Origin of the sequence: Microbacterium sp. APC 3901, from assembly GCF_030407765.1 — a bacterium.
Lineage (GTDB): Bacteria > Actinomycetota > Actinomycetes > Actinomycetales > Microbacteriaceae > Microbacterium.
This window is the reverse complement of record NZ_JASDCU010000001.1, coordinates 1-15,836: the sequence shown is the minus strand read 5'-3', so window position 1 is coordinate 15,836 and position 15,836 is coordinate 1. Positions and strand designations below refer to the sequence as shown.

Here is a 15,836-nt window from a genome sequence, read left to right as displayed (position 1 = left end):
CCCGATCCCCTGCTCGGATGCCGGTGATAACCTCGGCGTGTGGGATCAGGAAAGCGCGCATGAGCGAGTGGTTCGGGCAGATGCTCAGCTTCGTCGCGGCCGCGCTCGGGATCATCGCGGTGCCGGATGCCGCGGCACTCGGTGTCGCCATAGCGCTCATCGCCCTGACGACGCTCACCATCGCCGTCGCTCTGAGCCTGGCACCGCCCTCGCCGGGCACCGCTCCGCATCCGCTGCGGGCCATCGACGTCTCGACGCTGCTCGCGCAGAGCGATCCTGACGCTGCCGGTCATCCGCGCCCTCGTGCGCCGGGAGTCGCCGTTCCCGCGTAGTCCGTCCTCGTACGGGACTGCGCGGCTTTCGCCGACCCTTCCCGACACACGAACGGACTTCCATGGACATCTTCGCCTTCCCACCCCTGACCTTTCTGCTCGATGCGGCGTACGGCGCCCTCGCCGGGCTCTCCTCGCTGCTCGAACCCCTCGCCGGAGCATCCGCCGCAGCCCTCGCTGTGGTGCTCGTGACGCTTCTCGTGCGCACCCTGCTGATTCCCGTGGGCATCTCGCAGGCGAAGGCCGAGCAGACCAGGGCGCGCCTCGCGCCCCGGCTGCGCGAGCTGCAGCGCCGACACAAGAAGAACCCCGAACGCCTGCAGAAGGAGATGCTCGAGCTCTATCGCTCCGAGAACACGTCTCCGTTCGCCGGCATGCTGCCTGTGCTCGCCCAGGCGCCGGTCGTCGGCATCCTGTACACGCTGTTCATCCGCCCGGACATCGCGGGGCACGCCAACGACCTGCTCACGCATGACCTGTTCGGTGCACCGCTGGGAACGAGCCTCGTCTCGGCCGTCTTCGGCGGCACGGCGTCACCCGAGACGCTGCTGGTGTTCGGTGCCCTGATCGCCGTGATGATCGCAGCGGCGGAGATCACGCGGCGGGTCTTCCGACCGACCGCGGTAGACGACGACTCGCCGCTGAACTCGCCGACCATGCTGAGAGTGACGAGCGCTCTGCACTATCTGACGGCGGTGTTCGCCGTGTTCGTGCCCCTCGCGGCCTCGCTCTACCTGACCGTCACGGTCGTCTGGACGCTGGTGCAGCGCATTCTGCTGCGGCGACGGTATCCCCTGCCCGTACCGGCCGCGGTCAAGGGCTGACGGTCGGGGTGGTCAATCGGGCAGCGGAATCGGGGCGGTGAACGGCCCGGGCTCGTCATCGCGATCAGCGTCGTCGGGTCCGGCGTCACCGTCCCGTCCTGCTGCGGCCCCGTCTCGACGCCGCTGACGCCGCACGCCCATTGTCGTGACCACGCTCGCCGCGACGACCAGTGCGATCGCGAGCATCCTCAGCGGGGTCGCGGACTGACCGAGGATCAACCATCCGGCGAGCGTCGCGAACGCGGGCTCGAGGCTCAGCAGCACACCGAACACACGCTGCGGCAGGCGACGGAGCGCTGCGAGCTCGAAGCTGTAGGGGATCACCGACGACAGCACAGCGGTGACCGCGGCGAGCAGCAGCAGCTGCATGTCGCCCGCGACGGTGACGGCCGCCGGCACCCCGACCGGGATCAGCAGCACCGCAGCCACGACGAGTCCGACCGCGAGCCCGCTGGTGCCCGGGATGATCGCACCGACTCGCGCGCTCATACGGATGTACATGGCCCAGAAGGCCGCTGCGATCAGGATGAAGACGACGCCGAGAGGGTCGAGCGGCTCGGCGCCGATCAGTCCGTCGACGCCGAGCAGGACGATACCCAACAAGGCGACGCCCACCCAGGCCGCATCGGCCAGGCGCCTGGTCAGGACGGCCGCCAGCACCAGCGGGCCGAGGAACTCGATCGCGACGGCCGGGCCGAGCGGGATGCGGTCGATGGCCGCGTAGAAGAAGCCGTTCATCGCGGCGAGCGCGACTCCGAACAGCACTGCAGCGAGCCACTGCGCCCTCGTCCAGCGCATCGGCCTCGGGCGCACGATGACCACCAGCAGCAGCGCGGCTATCGCGACGCGCAACGACGTCACGCCCCACGGGCCGAGCACCGGGAAGAGCTGGGCTGCGACGGCCGCCCCGAACGGCAAGGAGAGGCAGGAGCAGATGACGAGTGCGACGCCCACGAGCGGGCGGGACGACGCGGACTGCTGCACCCCGCAAGCCTACGACCCGGCGAGATGCCGGTGAACTCCGGCGGTCAGAGGTGCTTGCCTCCGGTGACCGCGAGCACTGCTCCCGATGTGAACGACGACTCGGCAGAGGCGAGGTACACGTAGGCGCCGGCGAGCTCCGCCGGTTGCCCGGCGCGCCCCAGAGGCGTGTCGGAGCCGAAGGTCTTCACTCGCTCGTCGCTCCACCCGGTGGCCGGAATCAGCGGAGTCCAGATGGGCCCCGGGGCGACGGCGTTCACGCGGATGCCACGCTCGCCCGCCTCCTCGGCGAGCGCCTTCACGAAGGCGACCTGCGCGGCCTTGGTCATCGCGTAGTCGATGAGATTGGGCGAGGGCTCGAACGCCTGCACGGACGCCGTCACGATGATGCTCGCCCCTGACTCCAGGTGCGGGTACGCCGCCCTGGCCGAGTACAGCAGCCCGAACAGGTTCGTCTCGAACACGCGGCGCATCCTGTCGGTCTCGAGGTTCTCGAAGCCGTCGATGTCGTGCTGGTATGCGGCGTTCAGCACCAGGATGTCCAATCCGCCGAGACTGCTCCGGGTCTCCGAGACGACCTCGGTCGCGAAGGCTTCATCACGCAGATCTCCGGCCAGGCTGACCCCCTGCCTGCCTTCGGCACGGACCAGTTCGATCGTCTCATCGGCATCGGGCTGCTCCTCCGGCATGTGCACGATCGCCACGTCGGCTCCCTCGCGGGCGAAGGCGATCGCGACGGCCCGGCCGATTCCCGAGTCACCGCCCGTGATGAGAGCTCGACGACCCTCGAGCCGAGCGTGCCCCACGTACGACTCCTCGCCGTGGTCGGGCACAGCGCGCATCTGATCGGTCAGGCCCGGCTGGTCCTGCTGCTGAGCGGGGAACTCCTCCTGGCGGTGCTGGCTGCGGGGGTCGGGCGTGCTGTCTGCCATGGTGTCTCCTCTTCCTCGCGACGGGCGACCACCGTTCGTGGCGCGAGTCGGGCGTCCATCGACACTCGCGGCCTCTCGACGCCGTCGGCAGGGGGTTGACAATCGGGTGCGGAAGCGGCCGAAGTCAACCCCCTGCGAGCGAATCCCCGGTCGCATATCCTGACAGGGAATGCGAGGAGACCCACCATGAACGCACGACACATCGACGACCGTTCCGACGAGGGCTACACCCCCACGACCACCCACGCCGAGTTCGGCGAGGGCAACCCCCGGCTGCGGATCACCCGCGACGGAGAGCGCGCGGAGTTCGCCCTCGAGGTCGACGTGGTGCGCATCGGCTCGGCCGCCGACAACGAACTCCGACTCGACGGCGCCGACCCCGTGCACGCGACGATCACGCACGACGACCGCGACGAGTACGTGCTCGAACTGCACGGCGAGGGCGAGATGAACAGCAACCCCGAGGCCACCGCCACGCACCCGGGTGACCGCTCGCAGACGCTGCGCACGGGTGCGCGCTTCACGGTCGGAGAGTGGGAGCTCGTCTACGCGCGCGACGAGTTCGCCGACCACGGGCGCCCCTTCGGCGGCCGCCTCGGTGGCGAGTACTCCGACCAGCCGCTGCAGCCGCCGCGGCCCGACTACTCCGACGAGGCGAACATCGAATCGGACGCGCCGACGCACGCCGACTCCGCTGAGGATAAGTGACTGCAGAGCAGTCGTCGCTGGATCGGCTGAGCGAGGTCGCCGTTGAACGCGGGTTGCGCGTCTGCGTCGTCGAATCGCTGACCTCGGGACGCCTGGCGAGCATGATCGGCGCGGGCGACGATGCAGGCGACTGGTTCGCCGGCGGCATCGTCGCCTACCTCACCGACGTCAAGGAGAAGCTGCTCGGTCTGGCACCCGGAACCGATCCGTATTCGGCCGAGTGCGCCGAGCATCTCGCCGAGAGCGCGCGACAGCTCTTCGACGCCGACGTCTGCATCTCGACCACCGGCGTCGGAGGCCCCGAGGGCGAAGGCGGGCACGACCCCGGCACCGTCTTCCTCGGCTGGGCGACGGGCGACGGAGTCGGTCATCGGATGCTGGCGCTCACCGGCGACCCGCAGGAGATCCTCGACGAGACGGTCGACACCGCGATGCGGCTGCTCGCCTTCCACGCCGAGGGGATCAGGCCCGCAGGCCCGCGACGCTCCGGACAGGCGTCGACCGCTCCGCGCGAGCCGGCCGACTGAGAGTCCTGCGCCCTCCGTCCGATACCCGTCGGGTACCCGTCGGGTTCAGTGCCGAGTTCAGTGACCCGGCACGAGCCCGATGCGCAGCGGCGCACCGGGAGCGGATGCCGCGGCGATCGCCTCGTCGATGGCTGCGAGCTGTCGCACCTCTCCGACCGCATCCGCGAACGGGTAGGCGCGGCCTCGCCCGGCCAGGAATCCGACGGCCTCGGCCAGTTCGGTTCCGGTGTAGTTGTGCACGCCGGTGACGGTCACCAGCCGACGCACGATGCTCTCGGCATCGAGCGGCACCGGCTCTGCGGGGAAGACGCTCCCGACGAGCACGACCGTGCCCCCGGTGCCCACACCGGCGAGGGCCTCGGACACGGCATGCCCCGAGGCCTCGATGACGATGTCCGGATCGCGATCGATGCGGCCGGCGCCGAATCGTGCAGCCAGAGCGAGCCGTGCGGGCGCGGGGTCGAGCACCTCGACCGTCGCCCCTTGCTCCACGGCGATCGCGGCGGCCGAGAGCCCGACGAGGCCGGCCCCGTGGATGCGCACGACTGCGCCCTCGAGGTCGTGATCACGTGCCGCCCTGGAGACGGCGGCCCAGGCGGTCGCGGTCGCGCACGACGCCGGTGCGAGCACCGAAGCCGGCAGGGACTCGGGCACCCGTACGATGGCGGTGCCTGCGCGCACCTGGACGTGCGTGCCGAAGGCTCCGGTCAGGTCGCCGTGCACGCCTATGCGGTCGTGGCCGTACTTGCCCAGTGTGCGGCATTTCTGCGGCACGCCGTGGACGCACCGATCGCAGGTGCCGCAGGAGATCGTGACCGACCAGACCACCCGGTCGCCGATACGCACCGGGGTGCCGTCGACGGCTGTCGCCCCGTCATCGCCCATGGCGATCACGCGTCCGACGCTCTCATGGCCGAGCACCAGGGGCACGGGAGCCGATCGCCGCCCCTGCACGGTGTGCACGTCGGACCCGCAGATGGTCGACATCTCGACCGCGACCAGCACGTCGTTCTCGCCGAGAGCGACACCGGGCACAGCGATGGTCTCGTGCGGGTGGCCCTCGCCGATCCACACCATCGCCGTGGCCGCGGGGCGCAGGGCGACGTCGCGGCGATGGCCGGGTGGTCGGATCAGCACGGTTCCCATGTCGGCCACTCAGGCGCTGGGCGCGAGCGCGAGCAGCGCGCGCTCGGCGAGCGCGCTGCGGAGGTGCGTCACGTCCGGGAGCACGACGTCGGCGCCGGCGAGCTCGAGGGCACTCGAGTCGTGGGCACCCGTGAGAACGCCGGCCACGAAGCCGGCACCGGCACGGCGCCCCGATTCGACATCGCTGACGGTGTCTCCCGCGACGGCGACTGACGCGACCGCCGAGGTCTGCGTGCGAATCAGCGCAGTGAGCACGAGGTCGGGAGCAGGGCGACCCCGCCCCGCATCGACCGGCGAGAGCGCCAGGTCGACGAGGTCGCTCCATCCGAGACCGTCGATCAGCGCATCGCGGGTGACCGGAGCGAACCCGGTCGTCAGCACGACGGTCAGACCGGCATCCTTCAGGCCCTGGATCGCGTCCGCGGCACCGGGGATCTCAGTGACCCCCTGCTCGGCCACGATCTCGGCATAGGCGCCCTCGAATGCCGCCGTCGCCTGTTCGGCTGCCGCCCGGTCGCCACCCGCGAGATGCGTGAAGACGTCGATCTTGGACTGCCCCATGGTCGCGCGCACGTGGGCGAGTGCGTCGTCCCACGGCATCCCATCTGCGACGCCGGTGCGCTCGGCTGCGCGCTGGAACGCCGTCTCGACGACCCCGCCGTCGAGCACGGTCGTGCCGGCCATGTCGAGCACGACGAGTTCGAGTGCCGGAGGTGCGGAGAGATGAGTGGTCATGAGGTTCCTTCCATTGCGGGTGCCCACCCGAAGGCGGCGGTGAGATTCTCTTCGGCGAGCCCCAGACCCGTGGTCATTCCGATGCCGGTGGTCGCGGCGAGCACCAGCACGCCCTCCTCGACCGTGTCGATGAGGAAGTCGCGCTGTGCCTTGGCATAGACGCCCTGCCATCGCTCGAGCACCCGCGGTGTCGGCATGTCGAACAGCGCCTCCGCCTCGGCGAGGAACGCGGTGAACGCCGCCTCCGGCTGGAACGGCTCTGGTGCGCTCGAGGTGGCGTGGGAGTCGCCGATGATGAGCGTGCCGTCCGGCAGCTGGGTGTACATCTGATTCAGATCGAGCGCCGCGAGATCGGGGCGCTCCGAGTGCAGGCGATCCCGGAGGGCACCGGCGGCCGCGCTGTCTGCGAAGCGTCCGTACCGCACGAGCGACCAGCCGGTCAGCAGCGGGGCCGTGAGCGGATGCCGGAACGTCACCGCTGCGCGCATCATGTCGAGAGCGCATCGCTCCACACCGGCGCGGTCGGCCAATTCCGGCAGCAATTGGTCGACGTCGTGATTGACCGCGACGACCACAGCACCCGCCGTGATGGTGCCTCTCGTCGTGCCGACACGTCGTCCGGCGACCGAGGTCACCGCCGTGCGGAAGCGGAACTCGACTCCCTGCGCGGCGAGGTGTCGGACGATCGCAGCCGCGGCAGTGCGCGGATCGGTCTGCAGGTCGGTCTCGATGTGCGCGCCGCCGACGAGCACCTCGGCGCGCAGCGGGGCGAGACGCCGCAGCTCGTCGGCCTCCAGCATCCGGATGCCGCCGTCGGCCGCCGCATGCTCGAGCACGGCGATCTCGTCTGCATGACGGGCGGCGACCAGCGTGCCGGATTCACGCAGCCAGAAGCCCGCGTCGTGCGCGAGGCGCAGCCACAGATCACGGGAGAGGTCGGCATAGCGGCGCGCATCGCCGGTCTGCGCGCCGATGCAGAGATGCCCGAAGTTGCGGATCGTCGCCCCCACCGGCGCATCCGCCCTGTCGACCACGATGACGCTCTGACCGCGTCGAGCCGCCGCATACGCCGCGCCGAGCCCGATGATGCCCGCGCCCACCACGACGAGGTCCGCGCTGTGGTTCGCTCTGCCGTCGCCGATCATCGGAACACCTTCCGCATCCACATCGCGAGTCCCTCGACGACGAGCACCGTGACGAGGATCATCAGCACGATCGCGGTCACCGTCTCGTAGCGCGAGCCCTGGCTCGCGTTGAGCAGGTAGTAGCCGACTCCCCCGCCGCCGACGATGCCGAGGATCGTCGCCGCGCGGATGTTCGTGTCGAGCATGTAGAAGCTGTGCCCGATCAGCGCCTGCATGCCCTGCGGCACGGTCGCCGAGGTGTAGGTCTGCAGACGGGTGGCGCCGACCGCGCGCAGCGCGCGCTCTGGCCCGCGATCGACCTCCTCTAGAGAGTCGGCGATCAGCTTGCCGAGCAGTCCGATGCCGCCGATGGCGAGCGCGATGACTCCCGCCTGCGCGCCGAGCCCCGTGATCACCACGAGCACGATCGCGAGGATCAGCTCGGGGATGCCGCGGATGCCGACGAGCAGGAACCGGGCGATGCCGCGTGCGCTCGAGCTGGGTGCGACGTTGCTCGCCGCCAGCGAACCGAGGATCAGCGACGGCAGCAGGGTGAGCACGGTCGCGGCGAGGGCGATCGCGATCGTGTCCCGCATGGCGGCGATCATCGCCGATGCCTCGTAGCTGCCGAACGACGGCGGCCAGAACTTCGCCGCGACCTCGGGCAGCTTGCCCCAGAAGGTGAAGAAGTCGAGCCAGTTGATCTGGCTGACGACGACGCCGCCGATCACGACGAGCACTGCGACGACGATGCCGCTCGTGTTGCGCACGCGCTCCGCCGTCCACGGTCGCCGCACCGCGGTCTGAGGGCTGGCCGCCCATGCGGGTGGTGCCGAGGCCTCCGATGCTGTCGCGTCGCGCAGTCGCGGGTGGATGATGCGGTCGATCCACGAACGGGTCTGCCGCTGCTGACCGAGCATCGCCCCGCGCACCAGGCTCGAGATGATCTCCATCGCGACGCACAGGATGAAGATGACCAGCGCGATGCCGAGTCCCTTGCCGTAGTTGAGCGACTTGAAGGCGTACGACATCTCGAGCCCGAGGCCAGCCACCCCGACATAGCCGAGCACGACGCTGCCACGCAGGTTGATGTCGTTGCGATGCAGCACCGTAGCGACCCAGCTCGGCAGCACCTGGGGAAGGATGCCCGAGGCGAACTCCTGCATCTTCGATCCGCCGGCTGCGCGGATCGCGAGGCGGGGTCCCTCGTCGATCTGCTCGATCGCGTCGGCGAACATCTTCGAGATCATCCCGATCGAGTGGATGCCGATGGCGAGGATGCCGGGGAGGGTGCCGAGCGAGAACATGAGCACGAACGCCATGGCGAGCACGACATCCGGCAGCGCGCGGGTGAGGACTCCCACGAATCGGGCCGCGGCCCGCCAGCCGTTGCCGGGGGTCGTGTTGGAGGCGGCGAGGTAGGCGATCGGCACCGAGAGCACGGCGGCGAGCAGCGTGCCGACCAGCACGAGCCCCACAGTGAGGGCGATGAGCCACGCGAGGTCGGCCGGCTCGGGGAACGAGAGTCCGCCGACACGAGCCATGAAGTTCTCGGCGTTGCCCCAGCTCTGCACCATCGCCGGGATCGAGATGCCGACCTCTTCGACCGCGAGGATGCCGAGCACCAGGAGAGCCACCAGGGTGAGTCCGGCGGCGATGCGCTCTGCCGAGATCGGGCGCTGGGGCGCGCGGTCGGAGACGGTGGAGCGTCCTGGGGCCGCGGGCGTCGCGGGTGCGTCCGAGAGCACGGTCATCAGACTCTGGCCCTGTCGATGTCGGCGATGTCGACCGTGATCTCGGTGAGCTCGTCCTGCACGGCGCGGATCTCTGCGGTGGTCGTGGCGACGCGACCGTAGATCTCCATGACCTCGGCCTTGGTGAGGTCTCCGGTCGGGGTGTCGAGCACGATCTCGCCGTGCCGCAGGCCGACGATGCGGTCGGCCCACGAGATTGCGAGGTCGACCTGGTGCAGGCTGCAGACGACGGTGAGTCCCTCGTCGGCGGCGATCTCGCGGATCAGCGCCATCACCTGGTCGCTCGACTCGGGGTCGAGCGAGGCGACGGGTTCGTCGGCGAGCAGGATGTCGGGCTTCTGCATCAGAGCGCGGGCGATGGCGACGCGCTGCTGCTGCCCGCCCGAGAGGGTGTCGCTGCGCTGGTAGGCGCGGTCGAGGAGTCCGACGCGGTCGAGGTGCTCGAGCGCGCGCAGCTTCGCCGCCTTCGAATAGCCCCAGAGCCCGAGTCGCGGTCCGCGGACCTCCGACAGCGATCCGGTGAGCACGTTCTCGAGCACGGTGAGCGAGGGCACGAGCTCGAACTGCTGGAAGATGAATCCCACGCGACTGCGGAGGCGGCGCAGCGCCTTGCCCTTCAGCGTCGGCACCTGGGATCCGAGCACTTCGATGTCGCCGGAGGTCGGCACCTCGAGCCCGTCGAGGTGGCGCAGCAGTGTGGACTTGCCCGAGCCGGAGAGTCCGAGCAGCACGACGATCTCGCCGCGCGACACCTGCAGCGACGCGTTCTTGAGCGCCGTGGTCGTGCCGAAGGTCTTCGTCACGCCGTCCAGGCGGATGAGGGCATCGGATGCCGCGTTCATGTCAGTTCTCCTCGTGATTCTCTGCTCGTCTGGTTGAGCCGGCGAAGCGAGACGAAACGCAGTGACCTCGGCGCGTCTCGTCTCGCTCGCCTCGCTCCGTCGCTCACCGCTCGGCGAGCAGGGCGACGGGGCGGGTGTCAGCGTGTCAGCCCTGGCACTGCTCCGCGTCGGTCTCCTTGCAGATGTCGCGGATCAGGTCGTAGTACGCGTCATCGACCGGCTTCGTGGCGAAGAAGACGCTGCGGAACGAGTCGCTGTCGGCGCTGTCGACGCCGGCGGCGATGATGTCGTCGATCGTGACCTCCGACAGGCCGTCGACGAGTTCCTTGGCGACGTCGTCGGGCAGCGCCGACGCGTAGACGAGCGGAGCACCGGGCACCATGGTCTCGTCGATGACCTTCACGGCATCCGACTTCTCGACCTCGGAGTCCTCCGCGAAGCCGACCTCGCACTCGACGCCCTCGCCGACCTTCTGCACGCTGACGTCGTGCTTGCCCGCGAAGACCGGGGTGATGTCGGTCTTCGGGTCGATGCCCGCCTCGAGCAGGTTGTACGACGGGAAGAGGTAGCCGGAGGTCGACGACGGATCGACGAAGCAGACCTTCTTGCCCTTGAAGTCCTCGATGCTCGAGATGTCGCTTTCGGCGGGCACGATCGCCTGCGAGTAGTAACCGGGCTCCTGACCCTCTTCGGTCACGATCGACGAGATCGGGGTGAGCTTCGCACCGTTGTTCGTGGCGGTGACGTAGGTGAAGCCCGAGAACGAGGCCACGTCGACCTTTCCGGCGACGGAGGCTTCGATGAGTGCCGCGTAGTCGGTGGACTCGTGGTACTCGACCGACTTGCCGGTGATCTCGGCGATGTAGTCCATGAGCGGCTGGTAGTTCGTCTCGGTGTCGACCGAGTCGGGTACGACGCCGAAGACGAGCGTGTTCTCGTCGACTGCGAAGCCGCTCGTGGTCGACGATGCGTCGGCGCTGGACGCGTCGGTTGCATCAGCCGAGCCGGAACAGGCCGCCAGACCGAGCGCGAGGATCGCGGCACCGGCGAGTACGGGGAGAGCGCGGAGCTTCATGAGGACCTTTCAGAGTGGGAGGGGGTGATCCACGAGCAACTCTGACAGGACAACGGTCAAGATATATACCTAACTTGCAAGAGTTCAAGGTCCGTTCACCCGGTTTTTCCACGAATGAACGTCAGCAGAACGCCGGCCGATCCCTGGCGTCACCAAGTAGTATGCCTATGTGGCCGAAGCTGTATACACCCAGATCGCAGACGACCTGCGCGCCCAGATCGCGGCGGGCACTCTGCGCCCCGGCGACGACGTGCCCACAGAGTCGGAGCTCGCCGAACGCTGGCACACGTCTCGCGGTCCCATCCGCAACGCGCTGGCGGCTCTGCGCAGCGAGGGCCTGATCGAGACCGGACGCGGCCGCCCCGCTCGCGTCGTCTCCCGCAAGGCGAGTCAGGCCGTCGACATGTCGGTGCCGTTCACGCGCTGGGCCCGCGATCTCGGCGTGACTCCCGGTGCGCAGACGCAGGAGCTGAGCCTTCGTCGGGCAGGCGACCGCGCGGAGCTTCTCGGCGTCTCCCCCGATGACACGATCGTCAGCGTCGTGCGGCTTCGCCTGCTCGACGGTCGGCCGACGATGCTCGAGCGCCTGTTCTACACCGAAGCCGTGGGGCGCCGACTGCTCGACGTCGACACCGACGCGATCTCGATCACCGAGTACCTGGGGTCGGTCGGGCACCCGATCGTCGGACTCGAGCACCAGATCGACGCGGTCGCGGCCGATGAGCAGGATGCCGCTCTGCTGCGCGTGGCACAGGGCACGCCGATCCTTCGACTCAGCCGGATCTCCCGCGACGCGAGCGGACGCATCTTCGAGGCGTCCGAGGACCGTTATCTCAGTGAGGTGGTGCGATTCACCGTCGCAGCGTCCGGGATCTCGACGGACGGGCACTACATGCGTGCGGTGGGCGGCTAGGAGCCAGCCGGTCGACGTCGATTCCTCGACGGGGAGAACCCTCGGAGGGAAGAAGCCGATCGCGAGCGCGCTGGGGATCAGATTCCAGAGATCGCGCTCGCGATCACAGCGCTGGGGATGCGCTATTTCTGGGGTATGCCCAATGTATGCGCCCGGCTACACCATGGAACACGGTCTATAGTCGAGACCTACCCTGGACTTTCGTCTAGTCATCTCGCCGAAACCCGCGGAATTCCGCGGTTCTGCTTCCAGAGTACCGGTATACCAGTTGGGGAATCCGGCCGAATTCCGTCGCCGAGATGCCGGAATACCGGTTCGGTCAGACGATCGGCAGCAGGGCTGACACGACCCAACGTCCGTCTGCTTCTCCGGCACTGAACTCACCGCTGGCGCCGAGGACGCGCTCGGCCATGCGCCCGACGCCGGTGCGGCTCGACGAGAGCTCGCGACGCGGCGTGACAGAGAGAGGGCTGCTCACCGTCAGCTTTGCGGAGTCGTCATCGATGTCGAATCGGATCAGGACTTCGCCCTCGCCTGCGTACTTGAGGACGTTGGTGGCCGACTCGCGCAGGATGCGCGCGAGGATGATCTCGGCCGCGCGCGGGATGCGCTCGTCAGAGGGGTCGCCGTCGACGATCACGGCGTGACCCGCGGATTCGAACTCCTGCTGGGCTTCGTCGACGGAGGCCGCCAGATCACCCGAGGGCATGCCCTCGGACCGGGGCCCGTCGTCTGCGAGGTCGATCACGAAGCGGAGATCGGTCATCGCCTTGCGTGCGGCGATGCGGATCGCCTCCTGCGATTCGCTGCTGGTGCGATCGTCGTCGAGCATCTGCACGTGCAGCGCCACCACCGTGAGGTGGTGCGCGATGCTGTCGTGCAACTCGCCGGCGATCCAACGTCGCTCAGCGAGTACTGCCTGCCGTTCCTGCTCGGCCTTCTCGGCCAGCTGCACCTCGAGCGTCCGCCCTCGGGCGAACGCGATGCGAAGTGCGAAGCCGACGGCACCGGATACTGCGGCGCCGACCAGGAAGATCGCGATATTGAAGGCATCCCTCGAGTCGCCAGTGACGACCAGTGCGGATGCGAGGAGAAAAACTCCGGCATAGGACAGGACCAAGGAGGTCCATCCCAGACGCACGATCAAGCCTGCCGCGAAAGCGGCGGTCGTGAGCACCTGGGCTTCGATGCCGGGGATGAAAGAGAGTGCGAACACCACGCCGAGGGCGTATGTCGCGATCAGTGGCGACCAGAGATACAGGGCCAAGACCGCGGTGGATGCGATCCCGAGTGCCGCCGTCAGAGGATCCAATCCCGGAGGGAGGAACAGTCCGACGGTGTCGAAGGTGACGATCGTTCCGACGACCGCCAGTACGGCGATCCGTTCGATCGTGCTGAGCTTCTCGCCCTTTCCGAGTCGAGTGACGTCTGCGCGTTCACCCGCCGGAAGACTTGAAGCCATACTTCAGTATCTCCTTTCCGCCATATAGATTAACGGTAGAAGCCGAAAAAGAGTCCAACCTGGTTCCAGAAAGACATAGAGATTCACCTCCTTTATTGCACTTTTGACTAGCGATGTACTCATCTTCTCGGTGATCTTCTCGCACCACATCTGCCGCACGTCTAGACCTTGATAGCCAAAGGTCTAGGAGATCGCGACGCAGGTCCACCCCGGTTAGGCTTCGTCCATGTCCCAAATCCGCGTCGTGATCGTCGATGATGATCCCCTGGTGCGCTCAGCGCTCTCTCACTTCGTTTCACGAGACCCCGAGATCACCGTGGTCGCTGAGGCGGAGTCCGGGCTCGAGGGCATCGAGGTGGTGGGGCGCGAGCACCCTGATGTCGTGATGATGGACGTGCAGATGCCCGAGATGAATGGCATCGAGGCGACTGCCGTCATCAGTGAGCGATGGCCCGAGGTGAAGATCCTGGCCGTCACCACGCTCGACGGCAGCGACACGGTGCTGCCTATGCTCAGCGCGGGTGCATCGGGGTATCTGCTGAAGGATTCCAGCGCTGCGAGCATTCTCGAGGGCGTGCGGGAGGTCTACAGCGGAGCGAGCTCACTGTCCCCGCGCATCGCCTCGCTGCTGATCAAGCACGTGCGTGACACGGAGCCGGTCGGTGGAGACGACTCGCTCGAGGCGCTCACCGATCGCGAGCAGGAGGTGCTGCAGCGCCTGGCCCAGGGAATGTCGAACGCGGAGATCGCGCGCACGCTGATCGTGTCAGAGGGAACGGTGAAAGCTCACCTGGGTCGCATCATGTCGAAGTGGCACGTTCGCGACCGCGTGCAGATCCTGGTCACGGCAGCGCACGCAGGGCTCGTCGACTTCCGCTGAGTCCGAGTTCGCTGAGACCGCGTCTCCCTGAATGCGGGTTGCGCTGAATGCGGTTGCGCTGAATGCGGGCTGCGATGAATGCGGCTTTCGCTGAGATCGCGTCCCGCCGAGGTCGCGTTCCTTGCAGTCTGACCGGTCCCCGGGGGCGCGACACAGCCGAAGACCAGGCAGCACATCAACCTGTTCGGGCGAGGTGTGTCGGTGCCGAGCGGACGGGCAGGCTAAGTCGTGGTGTGCGCCAGTGGCGTGCGGGATCCCACCATGCCGGTCCGCGCACCTGCGGGACTCCGCCATTCATCCGGATCTCCCACTGCGAAGTGTCCAGCGATCGATGGTGCCACCAGCACAACGGCACACCGTTATCCGTATGCGTGGGCCCACCCCTGGCGTGTTCGGTCACGTGGTGGATCTCACACCACGACGTCGGCACATGACACCCCGGGATCAAACACTCCTTGTCACGGGCGATGATCGCCCGCCGCTGATGCACGGTGAACACCCGATCCGTCGTCGTGATCCCGATGATCCGACCCTCATCCATGAGCACCCGCTGGATCGCTCCCGAGCACGCGACCTGCGCCGCGACCGAGACGGGCACGTGAGCACCGGATCCAGGGATCGTCGCCCATCCGCCGTTGCGGACAGCGATGCTCGCGTCACCAGCACCAGCACCGGCCCTGGTACCTACACCGAAGGCTGACCCGTGGGCGAGGTCTTTCGCATCGACGGTGACGACGAGCACCGGGGAGGCGCCACCCAACCTCGGCATGTCCTTGCGCCGGGCCGCGAGAGCCAGCGCCGCTGCGAGAGCGTCATGTCGCTTCTGCGCCGCGGTGCGGTCATCGATCACGCTCCGCTCATCGGAATTGAAGGGGTCCTCCCCCGCATCGGCATCGGCATCGGCATCGGCATCGGCATCGGCATCGGCATCGGCATCGGCATCGGCATCGGCATCGGCATGAGTGTCCGGCTCCCTGTCCGAGTCGGCGATCGGGGCACTATCCGACTCGGCATCCGCGCCGAAGCTCGCGGCGAAGCCGTGCGAGCCGTCGTCAGCGCCTGCGTCTGCCCCCGCACCGGAGCCGGATTCCGTTCCGCTACTGGGGCCGAAGAACACTCCGGGCAGGGGCGACCCGTCGCCCTTGGGGTTCAACATCGCATCCATGATGAGCTGCAGCTGGGCAGCCGCATCCGGGGTCAGGTACCCGCGGATCGCGTGCATCCCGTCCTTCAACCGGCCGATCGTGATCCCCCGGCGACGACGCGCATCCTCATCCTTCGGCTCCTCACCATCCGGATCGAACATCGACGCGAGATCCTCCGCCAAACCCTTCAAATCCTGCACGGTCGGCGACGGACCCGCCGCATCCTCGTCGCCACTCGGATCATCGCTTGGGTCCCCGTCGTCCCCCACGTCGAGTCCATGCCCGCGCGCGCACCCCGCCAACGCGACATCCGCCGCCAACCGCTGATCAACGGTGAGCCGATCCCACACCCGCTCGATCGGGCCCGTCGCGGCAAGAAACCCGTCAACCCCGACGACCCCGTCCAGCAGCGCCGTCCGCAACTCCGGCCACCGGGCCGGAAGCCGCTCCCCCGAC

General features: G+C 68.3%; 16 protein-coding genes. 6 read left to right on the top strand and 10 right to left on the bottom strand.

Annotated elements, in window-relative coordinates; genetic code table 11:
• The first annotated feature begins 59 nt into the window (after positions 1-59).
• Entirely contained in the window at positions 60-332 is a 273-nt protein-coding gene (locus QMA07_RS00080) for a DUF6412 domain-containing protein (RefSeq protein WP_290159029.1), read from the top strand.
• Positions 333-394: 62 nt separating this feature from the next.
• Positions 395-1,156, top strand: a complete 762-nt coding sequence (gene yidC, locus QMA07_RS00075; protein WP_290159028.1) for a membrane protein insertase YidC — start codon at positions 395-397, stop codon at positions 1,154-1,156.
• Positions 1,157-1,168: 12 nt separating this feature from the next.
• Here yidC and QMA07_RS00070 read toward each other — a convergent pair whose 3' ends face one another.
• Together QMA07_RS00070 and QMA07_RS00065 are read right to left on the bottom strand one after the other, a co-directional pair.
• On the bottom strand, positions 1,169-2,140 hold the full coding sequence (locus tag QMA07_RS00070) for a DMT family transporter (RefSeq protein WP_290159027.1): 972 nt from the start codon (positions 2,138-2,140) through the stop codon (positions 1,169-1,171).
• A 44-nt stretch (positions 2,141-2,184) separates the two neighbouring features.
• Complete coding sequence (locus QMA07_RS00065) at positions 2,185-3,069, bottom strand: SDR family oxidoreductase (protein WP_290159026.1); 885 nt, start codon at positions 3,067-3,069, stop codon at positions 2,185-2,187.
• 186 nt (positions 3,070-3,255) lie between these two features.
• On the opposite strand from QMA07_RS00065, the gene QMA07_RS00060 reads away from it, so the two are divergent.
• Both QMA07_RS00060 and QMA07_RS00055 read left to right on the top strand, forming a co-directional pair.
• Entirely contained in the window at positions 3,256-3,777 is a 522-nt protein-coding gene (locus QMA07_RS00060) for an FHA domain-containing protein (RefSeq protein WP_290159024.1), read from the top strand.
• Positions 3,774-4,304 carry a nicotinamide-nucleotide amidohydrolase family protein gene (locus QMA07_RS00055; protein WP_290159022.1) on the top strand — a complete coding sequence of 177 codons (531 nt, stop codon included), beginning with the start codon at positions 3,774-3,776 and terminating at the stop codon, positions 4,302-4,304. Before QMA07_RS00060 ends, QMA07_RS00055 begins: the two co-directional genes overlap by 4 nt.
• Before the next feature lie 57 nt (positions 4,305-4,361).
• Here the strand turns inward: QMA07_RS00055 and QMA07_RS00050 are convergent, their stop codons facing one another.
• From QMA07_RS00050 to QMA07_RS00025, 6 genes are all read right to left on the bottom strand, one after another.
• Positions 4,362-5,450 (bottom strand): alcohol dehydrogenase catalytic domain-containing protein, encoded by a 1,089-nt coding sequence (locus QMA07_RS00050; protein WP_290159019.1) that lies wholly within the window; start codon positions 5,448-5,450, stop codon positions 4,362-4,364.
• Between the two features lie 9 nt (positions 5,451-5,459).
• Positions 5,460-6,185, bottom strand: coding sequence for an HAD family hydrolase (locus QMA07_RS00045; protein ID WP_290159018.1), 726 nt, complete (start codon positions 6,183-6,185; stop codon positions 5,460-5,462).
• Positions 6,182-7,330: a TIGR03364 family FAD-dependent oxidoreductase gene (locus QMA07_RS00040; RefSeq protein WP_290159017.1), complete on the bottom strand. Its 1,149-nt coding sequence runs from the start codon at positions 7,328-7,330 to the stop codon at positions 6,182-6,184. Before QMA07_RS00040 ends, QMA07_RS00045 begins: the two co-directional genes overlap by 4 nt.
• On the bottom strand, positions 7,327-9,063 hold the full coding sequence (phnE, locus tag QMA07_RS00035; protein WP_290159015.1) for a phosphonate ABC transporter, permease protein PhnE: 1,737 nt from the start codon (positions 9,061-9,063) through the stop codon (positions 7,327-7,329). The genes QMA07_RS00040 and phnE overlap by 4 nt, the downstream gene beginning before the upstream one ends.
• Positions 9,063-9,905, bottom strand: a complete 843-nt coding sequence (phnC, locus tag QMA07_RS00030) for a phosphonate ABC transporter ATP-binding protein (protein WP_290159014.1) — start codon at positions 9,903-9,905, stop codon at positions 9,063-9,065. Before phnC ends, phnE begins: the two co-directional genes overlap by 1 nt.
• 145 nt (positions 9,906-10,050) lie before the next feature.
• A complete protein-coding gene (locus tag QMA07_RS00025) occupies positions 10,051-10,980 on the bottom strand; it encodes a phosphate/phosphite/phosphonate ABC transporter substrate-binding protein (RefSeq protein ID WP_290159012.1) in 930 nt (309 codons plus the stop codon).
• Between the two features lie 169 nt (positions 10,981-11,149).
• Between QMA07_RS00025 and QMA07_RS00020 the strand changes: the two genes are divergently transcribed.
• On the top strand, positions 11,150-11,893 hold the full coding sequence (locus QMA07_RS00020) for a GntR family transcriptional regulator (RefSeq protein WP_290159010.1): 744 nt from the start codon (positions 11,150-11,152) through the stop codon (positions 11,891-11,893).
• Positions 11,894-12,212: 319 nt separating this feature from the next.
• Here QMA07_RS00020 and QMA07_RS00015 read toward each other — a convergent pair whose 3' ends face one another.
• Positions 12,213-13,355 (bottom strand): histidine kinase, encoded by a 1,143-nt coding sequence (locus QMA07_RS00015; RefSeq protein WP_290159009.1) that lies wholly within the window; start codon positions 13,353-13,355, stop codon positions 12,213-12,215.
• A 226-nt stretch (positions 13,356-13,581) separates the two neighbouring features.
• Here QMA07_RS00015 and QMA07_RS00010 point away from each other — a divergent pair, with 226 nt between their 5' ends.
• Positions 13,582-14,235, top strand: a complete 654-nt coding sequence (locus tag QMA07_RS00010) for a response regulator transcription factor (protein ID WP_258184287.1) — start codon at positions 13,582-13,584, stop codon at positions 14,233-14,235.
• Positions 14,236-14,410: 175 nt separating this feature from the next.
• On the opposite strand, the gene QMA07_RS00005 is transcribed toward QMA07_RS00010, so the two are convergent.
• On the bottom strand, positions 14,411-15,836 hold a 1,426-nt coding region (locus QMA07_RS00005; RefSeq protein WP_290159008.1), incomplete at its 5' end, for an HNH endonuclease signature motif containing protein.

Coding starts and splice junctions, on each gene's coding strand:
- phnE (WP_290159015.1), bottom strand. CDS start 9,063: ATGACCGTGCTCTCGGACGCACCCGCGACGCCCGCGGCCCCAGGACGC.
- QMA07_RS00080 (WP_290159029.1), top strand. CDS start 60: ATGAGCGAGTGGTTCGGGCAGATGCTCAGCTTCGTCGCGGCCGCGCTC.
- yidC (WP_290159028.1), top strand. CDS start 395: ATGGACATCTTCGCCTTCCCACCCCTGACCTTTCTGCTCGATGCGGCG.
- QMA07_RS00025 (WP_290159012.1), bottom strand. CDS start 10,980: ATGAAGCTCCGCGCTCTCCCCGTACTCGCCGGTGCCGCGATCCTCGCG.
- QMA07_RS00045 (WP_290159018.1), bottom strand. CDS start 6,185: ATGACCACTCATCTCTCCGCACCTCCGGCACTCGAACTCGTCGTGCTC.
- QMA07_RS00015 (WP_290159009.1), bottom strand. CDS start 13,355: ATGGCTTCAAGTCTTCCGGCGGGTGAACGCGCAGACGTCACTCGACTC.
- QMA07_RS00065 (WP_290159026.1), bottom strand. CDS start 3,069: ATGGCAGACAGCACGCCCGACCCCCGCAGCCAGCACCGCCAGGAGGAG.
- QMA07_RS00060 (WP_290159024.1), top strand. CDS start 3,256: ATGAACGCACGACACATCGACGACCGTTCCGACGAGGGCTACACCCCC.
- QMA07_RS00040 (WP_290159017.1), bottom strand. CDS start 7,330: ATGATCGGCGACGGCAGAGCGAACCACAGCGCGGACCTCGTCGTGGTG.
- QMA07_RS00050 (WP_290159019.1), bottom strand. CDS start 5,450: ATGGGAACCGTGCTGATCCGACCACCCGGCCATCGCCGCGACGTCGCC.
- QMA07_RS00010 (WP_258184287.1), top strand. CDS start 13,582: ATGTCCCAAATCCGCGTCGTGATCGTCGATGATGATCCCCTGGTGCGC.
- phnC (WP_290159014.1), bottom strand. CDS start 9,905: ATGAACGCGGCATCCGATGCCCTCATCCGCCTGGACGGCGTGACGAAG.